Source organism: Lysinibacillus sp. (assembly GCF_032093475.1).
Lineage (GTDB): Bacteria > Bacillota > Bacilli > Bacillales_A > Planococcaceae > Lysinibacillus > Lysinibacillus irui.
Genome location: NZ_DAMDAY010000102.1, coordinates 1 through 16,979, shown reverse-complemented (window position 1 = coordinate 16,979; position 16,979 = coordinate 1). Strand labels below are relative to the sequence as shown.

The following is a 16,979-nucleotide window of genomic DNA, read 5'->3' as shown; positions in this document are numbered from 1 at the left end:
GGGACAGTACGTGATGAGCTAGGTCCTGAAATTGACAGAATGAAAAAGGAACAAAATGTGAAATAAATATAGAAAAAATCTGCTCGATGGTCCTCTCGAGCAGATTTTTTCGTTAAATATATCCCTTGGCTGTTAAAATATCCGTCAGCTGTTCAACGCATTCCTCTATGGAATATTGTTCTGTATCCAAAATAACTTCTGGATTTTCTGGTTCTTCATACGGTGCGCTAATTCCTGTAAAGTTAGCAATTTCCGCATTTCTTGCTTTTTTATACAGACCTTTTGGATCTCGTTTTTCACATATTTCTACCGAACACTTAACAAAAACCTCAAGAAATTCGCCATCTTCTACAAGCTCGCGTACCACTTGGCGATCCTCCCGATAAGGCGAAATAAAAGCTGTTAACACAATTTGACCGCCTTCTATAAATAGCTTAGAAACTTCTCCTATTCGGCGAATATTTTCCTTTCTGCCTGCCTCATCAAATCCTAAATCCTTATTCAAGCCATGACGGACATTATCACCATCCAACACGAAGGCTTGATTACCTCTTTCAAATAATCTCTGAGCAAAGGCATTTGCTACCGATGATTTTCCTGAAGCAGATAAGCCTGTAAACCATAATATAAAGCTATGATGTTTGTTTTTTGAACGGCGCTCCTCTTTCGTAATGGAGGCTTCATGCCAAACGATGTTTGAGCTCATTTAACTACCTCCTTTCGCATGCCTTTAATTAGGACGTCTACCACTTCTTTACGACTGAATGTGCTTGGAGGCACTTCTCCATTTCGTAGCATTTCACGTACTTTTGTTCCTGATAAAATCACATGAGCCGAACTATCGTGTGGACACGTTTTTGTCGTAGCCATTCCCTCGCATTGTTGACAATAAAAACTATGCTCAAATTTTAATGGGACGATGCCTAATTCATCTTCAGTAAATTGCTCAAAGATTTTTTGTGCATCATACGTACCATAATAATCACCTACACCTGCATGATCACGACCTACAATAAAATGAGTGCAGCCATAATTTTTTCTCACTAGTGCGTGAAAAATAGCCTCTCGTGGTCCTGCATAGCGCATAGCTGCTGGGAACACACCTAATTGAACACGATTTTCAGGATAATAGTTTTTCAATAAAACTTCATAGCTCTCCATTCGAATTGCAGCTGACACATCGTCCGATTTTGTTTCACCAACAAGAGGGTTTAAAAATAACCCATCAATCGTTTCAAGTGCTGCCTTCTGAATATATTCATGTGCTCTATGGACAGGATTACGAGTTTGGAAGCCGACAATCGTCTTCCATCCCTTTTCAGCAAATAATTGTCGTGTTTCCACTGGATCAAAGGAATATGTAGGAAACTTTCGAGCGATACGGTTGATTAATGTAATTTTTCCTCCAACATACATTGCAGGTCGTTCATGAAGCTTTTGAACTCCAGGATGGGCTAAATCCTCCGTACCATAAACGAGCAATGCCTCTTTTCGCTTATTCGGTTCATAAATATCTGCCACTTCAATAACCCCATAAATTACATCATTAAATACTAATGTAGCTTCATCACCAGGCTCTAGCGTTGCAGCTTTCTCTTTTGTAACAGGTAAAGTAATAGGAATACTCCATACTACTCCAGATGCTAAGCGGCTTTGTTCCACGACTGACTCATAGTCTTCCTGTGTTAGAAAGCCTTCAATTGGGCTATAGCCTCCTATCGCAATTAGCTCTAAATCACTCAATGAAATTGCATCCAACTCTATCTTTTTGTGAATCGTTGTAATATCCTTTTCTGGATTAAATGCTTGCACAAGAAGACCACCATGTGGTTGTAAACTCATTAAAATCTCCTCCTAATTCTAGCGAATTACTAAGTTTTATATATTAACATATATTTATAGGAACTAATTTAAATGCCTTCCCCTGCATCATAGATAGATTGCTCCTCTTCACGCATTGTACGCATTAAACTAATGACTCCCAGTGTTCCAACAATAATACTGCCAATTAAAATAATGGCGTAGAGATCCTTCTCTAAAAATAGCTGTACTAGAAAATAAGAAATAGCTAACGAAAAGATGGGCGAAACAATCCAAATGCGAATAATTTTTTTCACAATATGCTGATGAAAAATTTGTTTCCCATTCTGTGCCATACCCATTCCAATAATGGATGAAGACGTTACTTGTGTTAATGGAACCGGAAGTCCAAATATTGAACTAATCCCTACAAGAAGTGCACCTGTACTAGATATTAAAATTCCTTCTGCTTTTTTAAAGCGCACAATTTTTTTGCCGTTTGTTTCAAGAACACGTTTGCCAAGTAGCATAGCGCCGATTGCGACAAAGGCCCCACCAAGGATAATACCTGTCGTAACGTCCATCATACCTGCACCAACAAGTGGTCCAACTGCATTTGCCACATTGTTCATGCCAGCCGAAAAAGCTTCAAAAAATCCAGCCAATACTAGAAGGATCGTTAAAATCGGACGATCTTTTAGCTGTCCTCTACTTTGTAATTTATATAACAGCTTGCCAAATATAAGAGCTATAATAAAAGCTACAAGTGGTACAATAATCCAAAATGAGATGATAACAAGCAAAGAATTGACGAATAGCACTTTATAGGCAATACCAACCCCAACAACGGCACCTACCGTTACTTCACTTGTTGATAATGGTATGCCTAGAAGATTGGCAAAAAACAAAGAGCTTGTTGCTGAAATTAAAATAATGACAACAATTTTTACCGTTATATACTCCTGTGGCATAATGCCAGAGCTAATCGTTTTGACAACTTCTCCTCCGCCTAATATCGCTCCACTAAAAACACCTACTGCGCATAACAGCAATGCTTGCCACGCTTTTTTGATGGCACCTGCACCATAAGCAACCCCTATAGAGGCTGCTGCTCCGCTAGCACCTATATTCATCGCAAAAAATAAACTAATCGCTATTGCAAAATATTCAAGCATGGCATAACTCCTTTACTCATGTAACCCGCACTCTGTTTTACCCGACCCTTGCCATCTGCCCGACCGTAAATCATCCATTGTAAATGCTGGCTTTGTACAATGCTCACAGCCAATACTTGGATAACCTTGATCATGCAAAGGATTGTATGGCAGATTGTGCTTAGAGACATAGCGCCAGACATCCTTCCAAGTCCAATGAATCAATGGACAAACTTTAATGGATGTAAATTTCTCGTCGCGATTAAGAAAATTTGTTTGTTGACGTGTTGGCGACTGTTCACGACGTAAGCCAGAAATCCAAGCCTTTTTCCCTGACAAAGCTTCATGTAAAGGCTTAATTTTACGAATGTCACAGCATTTATTTGGATTTGACTTCCATAGTTCATCGCCATATTGTGCAGCTTGTTGTTCAAGTGTAAGTGCAGGTTTTTTCATAACGATGTTTAATAGCGGATATCTTTCTTTAACTTTATTAATAGTTTCATATGTTTCTTTAAAATGAACATCTGTATCTAAAAAGACAATCTTCGCATCAGGCCTTACCTTTGAAATAAGATCAATGAGTACTATTCCCTCAATACCAAAGCTACATGCATAGACGATTTCATCCCCATATTCTTGAAAGCTCCACTTTAACACCTCCAGTGCTGCCTTATACGTTTCATCGATTTGAAAATCAATGGTTGGTTCTTGCCAATTTGCATATGTTAACATCGAATCCCCCTCATAGCGAAAAAAGGCGTTCTAACAACAGACACAGTAAAACAGGTCTTTGTTAAAACGCCTCTAGTTTGACTAGCCAGCTCTTTATTTAATGATTGTTCACTAGTAGTTGCTACCTCGTTCTTCAATCATTTTTCTTATTACCAAATATATACTAAAGTACACCTAGCAGTCAACTAGGTTTTTAAAATTTTTAAATAATCCCACTTTTTCAATTCTCCAGTTGCATATGATGAATGGAAAATTGAAAATAAAAAATCTTTTTATAATTCCTTGTTGACTAATAGGAAATATATGTTTAATGTATTACTAAAGCTTTGACACCAACAATAACATGCTGATCAGAGGATCTGAAGGCCATCTACCCATGAGGTGAATTCACTATGGGGGGGTGGCCTTTTGCATTCTTTAGACAGAAAAGGAGCGAAATGATATGAAAAAAAGAAAATTTGTACTGCAATCAATAGCGCTATTATCTTTATTTGCTTTGGGCTTAACAGGCTGTGGGCGTGCTAGCTCAGACAAAGAAGCAAGTGACCAGGATGCAAAGAAATCTGTAGAACTACTAAATGTCTCCTATGATCCGACACGTGAGCTTTACGATGAATTCAACAAAGACTTTATTAAAAAATGGAAGGATGAAACAGGTCAAGATGTCACGATCAATCAATCTCATGGTGGATCTGGTAAACAGGGGCGGGCGGTGATCGATGGGCTTGAGGCTGACGTTGTCACACTTGCACTAGCTTACGATATTGATGAAATTGCTCAAACGCGCGATCTCTTGGATAAAGATTGGCAGACAGAGTTTGATCATAACTCTACTCCATATACATCAACCATTGTTTTTTTAGTACGTAAGGGTAATCCAAAAAACATTCAAGACTGGAATGACTTGATTAAAAAAGATGTGTCTGTCATTACACCGAACCCTAAAACTTCTGGTGGTGCACGTTGGAATTACTTAGCTGCTTGGGCTTATGCTGGGAAATTATATAACGATGATGAAACAAAAATAAAACAATTTATGAAATCACTATATAGCAATGTAGAGGTACTAGACTCCGGAGCTCGTGGTGCCACTACAACATTTGTAGAACGAAAAATCGGTGATGTCTTAATTGCATGGGAAAATGAGGCATACTTATCTCTAAATGAATTAGGTAAGGATGAATTTGAAATCGTTACACCTTCATTAAGTATTTTAGCTGAACCACCAGTTGCTCTTGTCGACAAAATTGTTGATAAAAAAGGGACACGCGAAGTGGCTGAGGCTTACTTACAGCATTTATATAGCGATATCGGGCAAGAAATTGCTGCGAAAAACTATTATCGACCACGTAATGAAACGATTTTGGCGAAGTATAAAGAACAATTCCCACAGCTTGAACTTGTCACAATAGATGATTTTGGTGGCTGGGCACAAGCACAAGCAACCCACTTTAAAGATGGTGGTACCTTTGATGAAATATACGTACCACAATAAGGAGCGTTTTAATGAGTAGTTTAATCCGTCTTAAAAAATCGCATCGCATTATTCCAGGCTTTCATCTATCACTCGGTTATACAATGCTTTATGTTAGTTTACTAGTGTTATTGCCACTTTCTATGATTTTTATTCATACCATGTCATTAAGCTGGACGGCGTTTATCGATATTATTACAGACCCTCGTGCTGTTGCTTCTTATAAAGTAAGCTTCAGCACAGCGTTAATTGCTGGTTTACTCAATGTTATTTTCGGCACAATTATCGCTTGGGTTCTTGTTCGTTACCAATTTCCCTTTAAACGAATCATCGATGGACTTGTCGATTTACCTTTTGCCTTACCAACTGCTGTCGCAGGCATTGCTTTAACGTCACTCTATGCACCAAATGGTTGGATCGGCCAATTTTTCAATTTTAAAATTGCCTTTACACCCCTTGGTATCATTATTGCCTTAACTTTTATCGGGCTACCCTTTGTTGTGCGAACAGTTCAGCCTGTATTACAAAATAGTAGTGCTGAGGTGGAAGAAGCTTCAGCAAGTCTTGGCGCAAATCGATTACAAACCTTCCGTAAAGTTATTTTGCCTGAGCTATTACCCGCCATATTAACTGGCTTTTCGTTAGCCTTTGCTCGGGCATTAGGTGAATATGGCTCTGTTGTTTTTATTGCTGGAAATATGCCGATGAAAACGGAAATTACGCCATTAATCATTATGACAAAGCTAGAGCAATATGATTATGCGGGTGCAACAGCAATAGCAGTTGTCATGCTTGTCACATCCTTTATTTTGTTATTCACCATCAACTTCATACAATGGCTAACTAATCGTCGCTTTGTGCATTAGGAGGTACGTTATGGAACAATCAACTTTTATTCAACAGTCAAATAAAGCTGTCACAACGTCTGCTGCATTACAGGAGCCTCGTATTATTCGCTATACGTTAACTGGCGTTGCCTTCGCTTTTTTAGCTTTATTTATTGTGCTGCCGTTAGTATCTATTTTTATTACTGCCTTTCAACAAGGAATAGATGTTTATCTAGCAGCTATTACACATCCAGATGCATTAGCAGCTATTAAACTTACTCTTATTGTTGTGGCGATTACGGTACCATTGAATGCTATTTTTGGTGTAATGGCTGCTTGGGCACTCACAAAATTTAATTTTAAAGGAAAAAATCTTTTACTTACCATTGTTGATCTACCTTTTGCAGTCTCGCCTGTTATCGCAGGTTTAGTGTTTATTCTTTTGTTTGGCTCTCAGGGACTATTTGGTGATTGGCTGTTCGCAAACAATATAAAAATTGTTTTTGCCCTCCCTGGTATTGTTCTCGCCACTATTTTCGTCACGTTGCCCTTTGTAGCACGTGAGTTAATCCCGCTCATGCAGACACAGGGAACCTCTGAGGAGGAAGCGTCTATTTCACTTGGTGCTAGTGGTTTTAAGACCTTTTGGTATGTTACATTACCGAATATTAAATGGGGACTGTTTTATGGGTTAATTTTATGTAATGCCCGTGCTATTGGAGAATTTGGTGCTGTCTCTGTTGTATCCGGTCATATTCGAGGTTTGACCAATACGATGCCACTTCATATTGAAATTCTTTATAATGAATATCAATTTTCAGCAGCCTTTGCTGTCGCATCTTTAATGAGTGTCATGGCAATCTTTACATTAGTAGTGAAAGACATGATTGCCTGGAAATCAAAATCTAGTTAAAAGGAGATCGTCACTATGAGTATACAAATTCAGAACGTATCTAAAAAATATGGTTCCTTCCAAGCATTAGAGGATGTATCAGTCCATATTCAATCTGGAGAGCTAGTAGCATTGCTTGGCCCTTCCGGTTCAGGAAAAACCTCTTTATTGCGTGTCATTGCAGGGCTTGAAGCTACTGATGTTGGGGACATATTATTTGATGGGCAATCGATAACCAATCAACATCCAAAGGAACGCAACGTAGGCTTTGTGTTTCAACATTATGCACTTTTCCGTCATATGACAGTCTTTGATAATGTGGGTTATGGCCTAAAGGTTCGTCCAAGAAAAAACAGACCTTCAAAGGAAGAAATAACAAAAAAAGTAATGGAATTGTTGCAACTAGTTAAACTTGAAAATTTATCTGACCGGTATCCAACGCAGCTTTCCGGAGGACAACGTCAACGTGTAGCACTAGCAAGAGCACTGGCTGTAGAGCCTAAAGTCCTTTTATTAGATGAACCATTCGGAGCCCTTGATGCAAAAGTACGCAAGGAGTTACGTCGCTGGCTACGGAAGCTGCATGATGAGTTTCATATTACAAGTATTTTTGTTACACATGACCAAGAGGAAGCACTTGATGTAGCTGATCGTATTGTGGTCATGAACAATGGCAAAATTGAGCAAATTGGCAGTCCAGACGAGGTATATACAAATCCTAAAAGTCCGTTTGTTTATGATTTTTTAGGCAATGTCAATCTTTTTAAAGGGCGCTTACATAATGGCAAGCTCTTGCATGGCGAAATTGCACTTGATGTACCTGATGCTTTAACACATACTGAAGACAACGCCATTGGCTATGTACGCCCGCATGATATTCATATTGAGAAAACAAGTATTCCAGGTACGGTTCCTGTTATAATCAGTCATATACATTTGTTAGGCCCTATTGTTCAAATGGAGCTACGCCGTGAGGATCTTGATGAGTTTTTAGAGGTAGAGTTATCTAAAGAGCAATTTCATCATCTCCAGCTTCATGTTGGCGATCAAGTATTTGTAAAGCCGAAACAATTGAAGGTGTTTATACCTGAGGATTACTCTATTTAAATAGAATTTTTGTGGCAGGTGGAACAGATATCCCCCCTCACCCTACCCATCATCTTTTTCTAACAACATAAAACCATGTAGCAAAGAAAATGCTACATGGTTTTTAAGATTAGTGAAAATCTCTTCCATCATACACGGCTGTTACATACCCAGCGCGAATAACAAAGTCTCCAAAATGCTCGCCCTCTAAACGTTCCTTCGCAAAATGTAGAAGAATTGGGCGTAGCTCTGCTAAAATTTCCTCTTCGCCAATATTTTCACGATAGATTTTATTTAAGCGATTGCCTGTAAAGCTAGCACCTAGGTACATATTATATTTTCCTGGCCCTTTACCGATAAAGCCGATTTCTGCCATAGCTGCACGTGAGCATCCATTTGGACAACCAGACATACGAATGACGATCTCGGTTTCATTTAAGCCCGCTTCATTAATAATCTCATCGATTTTAGTAATTAGAGAGGGTAAATAGCGTTCTGCTTCAGCCATCGCTAAACCACATGTCGGTAAAGAAACACAGGCAATAGAATTGCGACGTAACGCTGAATAATGGGCCCCATCCGTTAGCTTGTATTGTTCAATAATCGTATTTATTTTGTCCTTGTTCTGTGGTGTTACATTACTAATCATTAAATTTTGGTTTGGTGTTAAACGAAAATCACCTGTGTGTACCTTAGCTATTTCTCGTAATCCAGTTAACAACTGATAATCCTCAAAATCTTTTAAACGACCATTTTGAATGAATAATGTATAATGCCAATTGCCATCAGACCCTTTAATCCAGCCAAATTCATCACCTGTACGCTCAAATGTATAGGGGCGAGCCGGCTGAATTTCCCAGCCTAGACGACGAGTTAATTCTTCTTGGAACCATTCAAGTCCTCTTGCATCAATCGTGTATTTAAAACGTGCATTTTTGCGAACAGAGCGATTTCCATAATCACGCTGGATCGTCAGTATTTTTTCTGCTGTTTCTAGCAATTTATCGGGTGTAATAAAGCCAATTACACGAGCAAGCTGTGGATAGGTATCATGATCACCATGTGTCATACCCATTCCTCCGCCAACAGCAATATTAAATCCGATAAGTTCGTTCTTTTCAACAATGGCAATAAGGCCGATATCCTGTGAAAAAACATCTACATCATTACTTGGTGGAATGGCAATTCCAATTTTAAATTTACGTGGTAAATATTGAGCTCCGTAAATCGGTTCAATTTCTTCATCCTGACTATCTACTACCTTTTCTCCATCCAACCATAATTCATGGTATGCACGCGTTCGAGGTAATAAATGCTCACTTAATTTAGCTGACCAATTATACACTTCCTCATGCAATGCAGATTGATTTGGATTCACATTACACATCACATTGCGGTTTACATCTCCACATGCTGCAAGAGAATCCAATAACACTTCATTGATTTCCTGCATATATTTTTTCACATTCCATTTTAAAATGCCGTGTACTTGAAATGCTTGACGTGTTGTTAATTTTAAGGAACCATTCCCATACTTTCTTGCCATTTCATCCATAACAAGCCATTGAGCCGGTGTAGCTGCTCCTCCAGGTGTTCGTACACGAACCATAAATTGATAGGCTGGTTCTAGCTTTTGACGTTGACGCTCATTGCGAAGATCTCGATCATCCTGTAAGTAACTGCCATGGAATTTCATTAGACGATTATCATCCTCAGGAATACCAGAGCTTAATGGATCATTCATCGATTGCTCAAGTGTTCCACGTAGGTAATTACTTTCGGTCTTAATACGTTCTACATCGCTTGGTTTCCCAGGCTGTGGAGGTAATACTATTTTTTCTGACATTCCTTATCGCTCCTTTAATCCATAACACTTCGGTGTTTTCTGACACACCTAAGACCCCGCTTGCTAGCAAAGGTTCACTATAGGTTTTTTAACATGCACGAAATACTGTTAATAAACGTCCCGTTGGTAGCGTTTTTGCTGCTTTAATTCTTTCACAAAGGATTTTGCTTCTTCTGGTGTTTTCTGTCCTTGCTGCTCAATAATTTGATGAATGGTTGCATCGACATCAGCTGCCATTGATTTTTTATCCCCACATACATAAATGACTGCACCCTGCTCAAGCCATTCATAAAAACTTGCTGCATGTTCTTGCAATTTATGTTGAACATATACTTTTTTCTCGGTATCCCGTGAGAAGGCAACATGCATTTGGCTTAATGTGCCAGAAGCAAGCCATCGTTGCCAATCCGTCTGGTAGAGGAAATCCGTGACAAAATGTTGATCACCAAAGATGAGCCAAGCTTTCCCCTCAATGCCTAACTCCTCTCGTTCTTCTAGAAAAGCACGATAAGGAGCAACACCTGTGCCCGCACCAATCATAATAATTGGTGTATCCTCATTTTCTGGTAATCTGAAGTTCGGGTTTTTATGAACATAAATTGGTAAAGTATCGCCGGGTTGAATGCGTTCTGATATACTACCAGAGCAAACACCAAGACGTTGTCTACCATTAGTCTCATAACTTACCTTACTAATCGTTAAATGAACCTCTTCACTATTGGCCTTTTGGCTACTAGCTATGGAATAAAGTCGTGCTGGAATTTTACGGAGCATCTCGACAAATTGCTGAGCACTCCAAGTAAAAGGTGCAAAATCCTCTACTACATCAAGTAAGTCTCTTCCCTCTGCATAGTCCTTCCAAGCATTAGGCTCTTCCAATAGCTTTAAAAACTCAGGATGTTTTGTATAGGCACTAACTTTTTCAAGTAACGGCTTAGATAACACGGTAATTTCTAACTTTTTCTGTAGAGCCTGCTTGATAGTGATTGCTTCATCCAAAACCGTCACCTCGGTTTCTGGATTAAACTCCAGTGCAGTCAATAATGCACTAACTAACTGTTCATCATTCTCCGGTTGAATCCCAATACTATCTCCAGGTTCAAAATGAAAATTAGCGCCCTCAATAGATAATTCAAGATGACGTGTTTCTTTATTAGAGCCGCGACCATTTAAATTAATATTTTCTAACACTTCAGCGTAAAATGGATTTTTTCTTGAATATGTAGAATCTCCTAGACCTTGGTTTTCATTGGTTTGTGTTGCTGTTACTGCTGTCGTCTGTTGCAGAAATTCCTTTTCTACGGCTAAGAACCATTGTGCAGCTGCGTCATCATAATCCACATCACAATCAGTTCGAGGAACAATTCTTTTTGCGCCTAATTTAGCAAATTGTTCATCAAAATCCTTACCAGTCTTACAGAAAAATTCATAGGAGCTATCCCCTAAAGCAAGAACTGAATAGTGTAAATGCTCTAGTTTTGGTGCACGCTTACTATGCAAAAATTCATAGAATTGAATCGCTTGATCTGGTGGATCTCCCTCTCCATGTGTACTGACAATCAGTAAGAGATTGGTGATCTTTTTTAAATTCGTTGCTTTAAATTTCCCTAGGGATGAAATTGTAACATCTACATTCTGGGCTTTTAAAGCTGACGCGTATTTTTCCGCTAACCCTTGACTATTGCCTGTTTGCGAGCCATATAAAATCGTCATTGTTTTTGTAATAGGTTCGGCCGCTGGTAATGCATCTTCAACAAGCGCTTCAAGTGTTGCTTGTGGTGCACTTAAATAGCCGTTTAGCCATATTTTCTGTTCGATTGTTAATTTAGGAAGAAGCTCATTTAATAGCTTCACCTGCTCTTCATTAAATGGACTATTTATTACTTGCAATTTCAATCTTTGCCACCTCACGAATTATCATTTAATCCTCTTTCAAAGAAATTATCGAAGTCTTATTTTTTCCTTTTTTTCTATTTGAACCACGTAAGAGTTTTGAACAATCAATGTAATTGATCCGTGGTTCACTGTATTTAACATTTGGCGGACATTATCTAATGCTAGATTTACATTTTCTGCCCTTTTATCTACCATTACGAAACACCTTCCTCTTTAACTTGTAGTAATTCATCAATACGTTCCACTAACACCTTTTTTACATTGTCGTCATAGCCTAAGCTTTCACATAACATGATGTTCTTGCTGTCAAAGCCCTGTAATTGTTTGGTAATACTTTGCCGTAATATACCTGTAAATAATAAATAGGGTACGATAAAGACTTGTTGTTGCTCCCCTTTTGCTTGTTGAAGCCAGTCTTCAAATGTTGGTCCCATCCCATATAAAAAGCATGTTTCCACTGAATGATAGTTATATTTAGTACGTAACCGCGCGGCAATTTTAGCTAAATCTCTTTTGACGCTTGGATCACTACTCCCACGCCCAATAAGTAAAACACGGGCATTGCGATTAGGTTGCTGTTTTTCTATAATCCTAGCTTGTAAGGTATCAATTAATCGTTCATGGATTCCAAGAGGCTCACCATAAGTGAATTTTACATAAGGATATTGTTTTTGAGCTTTCGCAATTTCTATCGGAATATCTTGCTTTGCGTGTTGGGCAGCCAGGAGCAGAATGGGCACCACAGCAATCGTTGTTGCACCCTTTCGTATACAGCTTTCAATTCCTTCAGCAATTGTTGGTGTTGCAAGCTCTAAAAAGCATATTTCCTGAATAGATACATGGACTGCTTGTTGAACTCCTTGAAGAAATGTTACGGCTTGCTCTACACCTGCCTTGACACGACTACCATGTGCAATATATAAAATAGCCTGCATAAATCCACATCCTTACCCAGTAATTTGGACTGGCTGTGGATGGTTACTCTCAAACCATTGAATGGTTTCTCTTAGTGTCACAACCTTCCCCACTAAAATGATGCTAGGGTTTTGAACATTTTCTAAACGGACATTTTCTTCAATTGTGGCTAAAGTACCCGTAACCGTTTTTTGCTTAGATGAAAAAGTGCCCCAATGAATAACGGCTACAGGTGTTTCTTCATCACGTCCATATTTGAGTAGCTGTTGACGGATGTATGGCAGATTACCAACCCCCATATAAATGGCAATCGTATCGATCCCTTTTGCAAGACTTTCCCAACGTATAGCGTCTTCCTTACCATCTTGCATATGCCCCGTAACCATGGCAAAACTTGAACCTAAATCTCGATGTGTCACAGGAATCCCTGCATAAGCTGGTGCTGCTATACCCGACGTAATACCAGGAACAATTTCAAATGGTATATCATGCTTAGCTAGTACCTCAGCCTCCTCAGCTCCTCTGCCAAAGACAAATGGGTCTCCTCCTTTTAATCGTGTTACGACATAGCCTTGCTGTGCGTAACTGACAAGTGTTTGATTGATATGCTCTTGAATCATGGCATGCTGTTGTGGTAATTTACCGCAAAAAATTAATCTAGCATCTTTCTTTGCGTAGGCTAATAGCTCTTTATTTATGAGTCTGTCATATAAAATGATGTCTGCACATTCAATACAACGTAATCCTTTGACCGTAATGAGGTCAACATCCCCAGGACCTGCACCTACGATATAAACTTTCCCCATTTATTTCACTCCTCTTCTGTACAAGACACATTGCTTTCGAAAAAAACAATTACTGAATCAAGATAAAGAAAAAAGGCCAATATTATTCCTTAGACACAAAAATGTCTATGAACAATAATAGCCTCTAGTTTGCTAGTCAGCCTCGTATTTAATTCTTAGTAATATAATAAGAATAATAAATAATTTAGTATATTCTGTCAACACCAAATTTGCTCCATGTTCAATCAATATAAAAAACCAGTCGCCGATTTTGTAACCGACAACTGGTTGATCTTTTATGTGCTTACCATGGTCTACGATATCTCGGACCTGGTCGAAAATATGGACCTGGCGGATATGGTCGATAGTTTGGATAATATGGATTGTAAGGATATTGATTAAATTGAGAGCCAAGGAAACTTCCTAAAAACCCACCAAAAAACGGTGCGCCAAATGGCCAAATAAGACCACCAAATCCTCCTCCTGGGTAACCTCCGAAATTGCGCATATGCTACCTCCCCTTTTTACTCTATCGTATGAAGGAAGACACATCTATCATATGTATAATGCCTAATCTATCGGGATTAGTACCTGTAATCATAAAAAATCAGCGGGAAAACTCCCGCTAATTGATATGGTCTATTATTTTTCTTCGCCTAGACGTTGAACAAAATTCGCAAGCGTACGAACCATAACACCTGTACCGCCTTTTGGTCCTAAATCATGAACAGCTACCGCATCAGATGTGCCAGCAATATCTAAGTGAATCCATGGTGTATCACCAACGAATTCTCCTACAAAGCCCCCACCGAAAATCATATGACCATCACGGCCAGGAGAGTTATTTAAATCAGCTACATCTGACTTACGAATTCGTTTTTTATCGTTCTCTGTTAAAGGCATGCGCCAAACAAATTCATCAGTTTCTTTTGCGGCTTCCATAAATGCTTCAAAGAATGCATCATCATTCGCAAGAGCACCTGTTTTATCCATACCTAATGCAGTAATGACGCCGCCTGTTAAAGTAGCAACATCGATAAGTGATGTAGCCCCTTGCTGTTTAGCATATGTAGTCGCATCTGCCAGAACTAAACGTCCTTCTGCATCCGTATTTAACACCTCAACTGTTTTTCCACTATACGTTGTAATGACATCATCTGGTTTAAATGCTGTATCAGAAACCATGTTGTCTGTAGAACCGATAACAGCTACGACGTTTTTATTTGGACGCAGTTCACCGATAATGTTCATGGCACCAAGTACAGCAGCGGCACCGCCCATATCACCCTTCATACCAACCATCGAGTCTTTTGGTTTTAAAGAATAACCACCAGTATCATATGTTACACCCTTACCAACAAGGCCAATCGGATCTTCAAAATCTTCAGTCGCTTTATATTTTAAGGTAATTAATCGAGGTTCCTCATAAGAGCCTTGGTTAACACTCAAAATACCACCCATGCCTAGTTCCTCTAGTTGGGCTTTACCTAAAATCTCTACTTCAAAGTTGTATTTAACTGCAAGAGATTCTGCATAATTAGCTAAATCCGTTGCTGTTAGTAAGTTTGGCGGTAAATTAATTAAGCTACGAGCTTCATTGACAGCATCTGCATAAATGACACCTACTTCAAAGCTGGCTACTACCTCATCTAAATCCTCTGAGTTTGTTACTAGATGAACAGCATCGATTCGTTTATCTACTTCATTTGATGTTGTTTTGTAATGCGGAATCGAATAATAGCCAAGGCCAATTCCTTCACCCGCTAAAAATGCTACATCTGCTGCAGTAATTGAATCTGTTGAAAACGATTCAAGCCAAATGGAATATTCTTTTACTTTTAAAGCTTTTAATTCTTTTCCAACTAAGCCAAATGCAGCTCGAACATCCCCTTCTGTTAGGTTTTTACGCTCATCCAGTCCTACAAATAAAATACGCTTAAGGTTGGCATGTTCCTTCACAAATGGTAACTTTGTTAGTTTCTTTAATTCAGTTGACACATCTCCTGCACTAATCCACGCATCAAGTGATTCACCATAAAATGATGAAAAGCTTGTCCAGTCCTGCATTTGTTCACGATGTTTTGTGACTCCCACCACTAATAGTTCAGTAGAAATCGTTTCAAATGTTTTTGCTTCTTTTACAATATGCATGTAAATTCCTCCATTCCATTACTATTATAACGAAGTTTCTGAAAAGCGCGTAATATTTGCCTATATCTTCTTTTAGAAAATAATGAATGTTATAATAAAAGCAATTATTTGTGAAGGTTGTGATTAATTTGAGTTTACTTCAAAATACCCCATTACTAATTGCCCTCTTTGCAGTACTCTTTGCACAGTTTGTCAAAATCCCCATCCATTTTTTAATGACTCGACAAGTAAAATGGAGTCTCTTTACTTCGACAGGTGGTATGCCAAGCTCTCACTCCGCTTCTGTCACTGGACTGGCAACCTCTATAGCTTATGAGACAGGCTTGGATTCCCCCATTTTTGCGGTAGCTGCCATGTTTTCAATTATCGTTATGTACGACGCAAGTGGTGTTCGATACCAGGCAGGGCAACATGCAGCTATCCTCAATCAGCTACGCAAGGATTTCCAAACATTACTACATGATTTAAAAAAATGGCCACAGATGGATGGACAGGAGAAAATGGAGGAATTGAAAACACTATTAGGTCATAAACGAAGTGAGGTATTTTTTGGGGCTCTCACAGGAATTTTTATCGCCATCATAACCTACGAGTTTTTCATATTGTAAACACTCTGACACAGCCTTTAAAAAGGAGCTGTGTTTTTTTCTATAAAAAAGTATTCCTCCTTCGATTGAAAGAAGAATACTAACCACATTAGAACATTCGGTATCCACTTTTTCGTAAAAAAATCATCACAATGCCCGCCACAATCGAACCTGCAAAACCACCTGATAAAATAGCAATATCTACAAACTGAAGAGCTTGTAATTTATCGATTAACGCTGGAAATGCAGAGCCTGGCTTAAATATATAATCTAAGAAGCTGACTTCATCAACGATAAAGATGACAACAATTGGATACACAATCGCCATTAACCACGTCATACGTAACAGCATATTTAATAAGAATCCGATACCAAAGAACATGACGAAAAATAACAAAATAGAAATGATTAACTGTACTAATGAAACTGGACCATCCATATATGTATAACCTCCGTTTTCCTCTCATTAGTTTACATGATTACGACAACGCTTTCAATGAACATATCCTTGATTTCGCTTGTTCGACATATTTAGGAAAATCACTGATTTATCATCGTCTGTTAACTACGATTAACGTTTGCGGGTGTTCACTCTTCTTCCGCGGGTATTCGCTTCTCTTCCGCGGGTATTCACTTCTCTTCCGCGGGTGTTCACTCTTCTTCCGCGGGTGTTCACTCCTCTTCATCGGGTGTTCACTTCTCTTCCGCGGGTATTCACTTCTCTTCCGCGGGTGTTCACTTCTCTTCCGCGGGTATTCACTTCTCCTCCGCGGGTATTCGCTTCTCTTCCGCGGGTTCACTTCTCTTCCGCGGGCGTTCGCTTCTCTTCCG

The 16,979-nt window shown here is 39.0% G+C and carries 18 protein-coding genes; 5 read left to right on the top strand and 13 right to left on the bottom strand.

Annotation, left to right across the window (positions count from 1 at the left end; genetic code table 11):
* Positions 1-112: 112 nt before the first annotated feature.
* The 4 genes from cysC to RT445_RS18145 form a co-directional block, all read right to left on the bottom strand.
* Positions 113-706, bottom strand: coding sequence for an adenylyl-sulfate kinase (gene cysC, locus RT445_RS18160; RefSeq protein ID WP_312505819.1), 594 nt, complete (start codon positions 704-706; stop codon positions 113-115).
* Entirely contained in the window at positions 703-1,842 is a 1,140-nt protein-coding gene (sat, locus tag RT445_RS18155; RefSeq protein WP_312505821.1) for a sulfate adenylyltransferase, read from the bottom strand. Before sat ends, cysC begins: the two co-directional genes overlap by 4 nt.
* A gap of 68 nt (positions 1,843-1,910) precedes the next feature.
* Positions 1,911-2,975 (bottom strand): sulfate permease, encoded by a 1,065-nt coding sequence (locus RT445_RS18150; protein ID WP_313471168.1) that lies wholly within the window; start codon positions 2,973-2,975, stop codon positions 1,911-1,913.
* Between the two features lie 12 nt (positions 2,976-2,987).
* Positions 2,988-3,689 (bottom strand): phosphoadenylyl-sulfate reductase, encoded by a 702-nt coding sequence (locus tag RT445_RS18145; RefSeq protein WP_312505822.1) that lies wholly within the window; start codon positions 3,687-3,689, stop codon positions 2,988-2,990.
* A gap of 442 nt (positions 3,690-4,131) precedes the next feature.
* Between RT445_RS18145 and RT445_RS18140 the strand changes: the two genes are divergently transcribed.
* From RT445_RS18140 to RT445_RS18125, 4 genes are read left to right on the top strand one after another with little or no spacing between them, the layout of a single operon-like run.
* A complete protein-coding gene (locus tag RT445_RS18140) occupies positions 4,132-5,184 on the top strand; it encodes a sulfate ABC transporter substrate-binding protein (RefSeq protein ID WP_312505823.1) in 1,053 nt (350 codons plus the stop codon).
* 11 nt (positions 5,185-5,195) lie between these two features.
* Positions 5,196-6,029 carry a sulfate ABC transporter permease subunit CysT gene (gene cysT, locus RT445_RS18135; RefSeq protein ID WP_312505825.1) on the top strand — a complete coding sequence of 278 codons (834 nt, stop codon included), beginning with the start codon at positions 5,196-5,198 and terminating at the stop codon, positions 6,027-6,029.
* A gap of 10 nt (positions 6,030-6,039) precedes the next feature.
* A complete protein-coding gene (gene cysW / locus RT445_RS18130; RefSeq protein ID WP_312505827.1) occupies positions 6,040-6,903 on the top strand; it encodes a sulfate ABC transporter permease subunit CysW in 864 nt (287 codons plus the stop codon).
* A 15-nt stretch (positions 6,904-6,918) separates the two neighbouring features.
* Positions 6,919-7,989: a sulfate/molybdate ABC transporter ATP-binding protein gene (locus RT445_RS18125; RefSeq protein ID WP_274794233.1), complete on the top strand. Its 1,071-nt coding sequence runs from the start codon at positions 6,919-6,921 to the stop codon at positions 7,987-7,989.
* 109 nt (positions 7,990-8,098) lie between these two features.
* Here RT445_RS18125 and cysI read toward each other — a convergent pair whose 3' ends face one another.
* The 7 genes from cysI to RT445_RS18090 form a co-directional block, all read right to left on the bottom strand.
* Complete coding sequence (cysI, locus tag RT445_RS18120) at positions 8,099-9,814, bottom strand: assimilatory sulfite reductase (NADPH) hemoprotein subunit (RefSeq protein ID WP_312505830.1); 1,716 nt, start codon at positions 9,812-9,814, stop codon at positions 8,099-8,101.
* 108 nt (positions 9,815-9,922) lie between these two features.
* Complete coding sequence (locus tag RT445_RS18115; RefSeq protein ID WP_312505831.1) at positions 9,923-11,710, bottom strand: assimilatory sulfite reductase (NADPH) flavoprotein subunit; 1,788 nt, start codon at positions 11,708-11,710, stop codon at positions 9,923-9,925.
* A 45-nt stretch (positions 11,711-11,755) separates the two neighbouring features.
* Positions 11,756-11,905: a YezD family protein gene (locus tag RT445_RS18110; protein WP_274794236.1), complete on the bottom strand. Its 150-nt coding sequence runs from the start codon at positions 11,903-11,905 to the stop codon at positions 11,756-11,758.
* Entirely contained in the window at positions 11,905-12,645 is a 741-nt protein-coding gene (locus RT445_RS18105; RefSeq protein ID WP_312505833.1) for a sirohydrochlorin chelatase, read from the bottom strand. The genes RT445_RS18110 and RT445_RS18105 overlap by 1 nt, the downstream gene beginning before the upstream one ends.
* 12 nt (positions 12,646-12,657) lie before the next feature.
* On the bottom strand, positions 12,658-13,431 hold the full coding sequence (cobA, locus tag RT445_RS18100; protein ID WP_312505835.1) for a uroporphyrinogen-III C-methyltransferase: 774 nt from the start codon (positions 13,429-13,431) through the stop codon (positions 12,658-12,660).
* 283 nt (positions 13,432-13,714) lie between these two features.
* Positions 13,715-13,918: a uroporphyrin-III methyltransferase gene (locus RT445_RS18095; RefSeq protein WP_274794240.1), complete on the bottom strand. Its 204-nt coding sequence runs from the start codon at positions 13,916-13,918 to the stop codon at positions 13,715-13,717.
* A 134-nt stretch (positions 13,919-14,052) separates the two neighbouring features.
* On the bottom strand, positions 14,053-15,561 hold the full coding sequence (locus tag RT445_RS18090) for a leucyl aminopeptidase (RefSeq protein ID WP_312505836.1): 1,509 nt from the start codon (positions 15,559-15,561) through the stop codon (positions 14,053-14,055).
* 122 nt (positions 15,562-15,683) lie between these two features.
* On the opposite strand from RT445_RS18090, the gene RT445_RS18085 reads away from it, so the two are divergent.
* A complete protein-coding gene (locus RT445_RS18085; RefSeq protein WP_274794242.1) occupies positions 15,684-16,169 on the top strand; it encodes a divergent PAP2 family protein in 486 nt (161 codons plus the stop codon).
* Between the two features lie 88 nt (positions 16,170-16,257).
* Here the strand turns inward: RT445_RS18085 and RT445_RS18080 are convergent, their stop codons facing one another.
* Positions 16,258-16,587, bottom strand: a complete 330-nt coding sequence (locus tag RT445_RS18080; protein ID WP_025116669.1) for a YuiB family protein — start codon at positions 16,585-16,587, stop codon at positions 16,258-16,260.
* A 112-nt stretch (positions 16,588-16,699) separates the two neighbouring features.
* Positions 16,700-16,979 (bottom strand): hypothetical protein (locus RT445_RS18075; protein WP_313471161.1); only part of this gene is annotated, 280 nt, incomplete at its 5' end.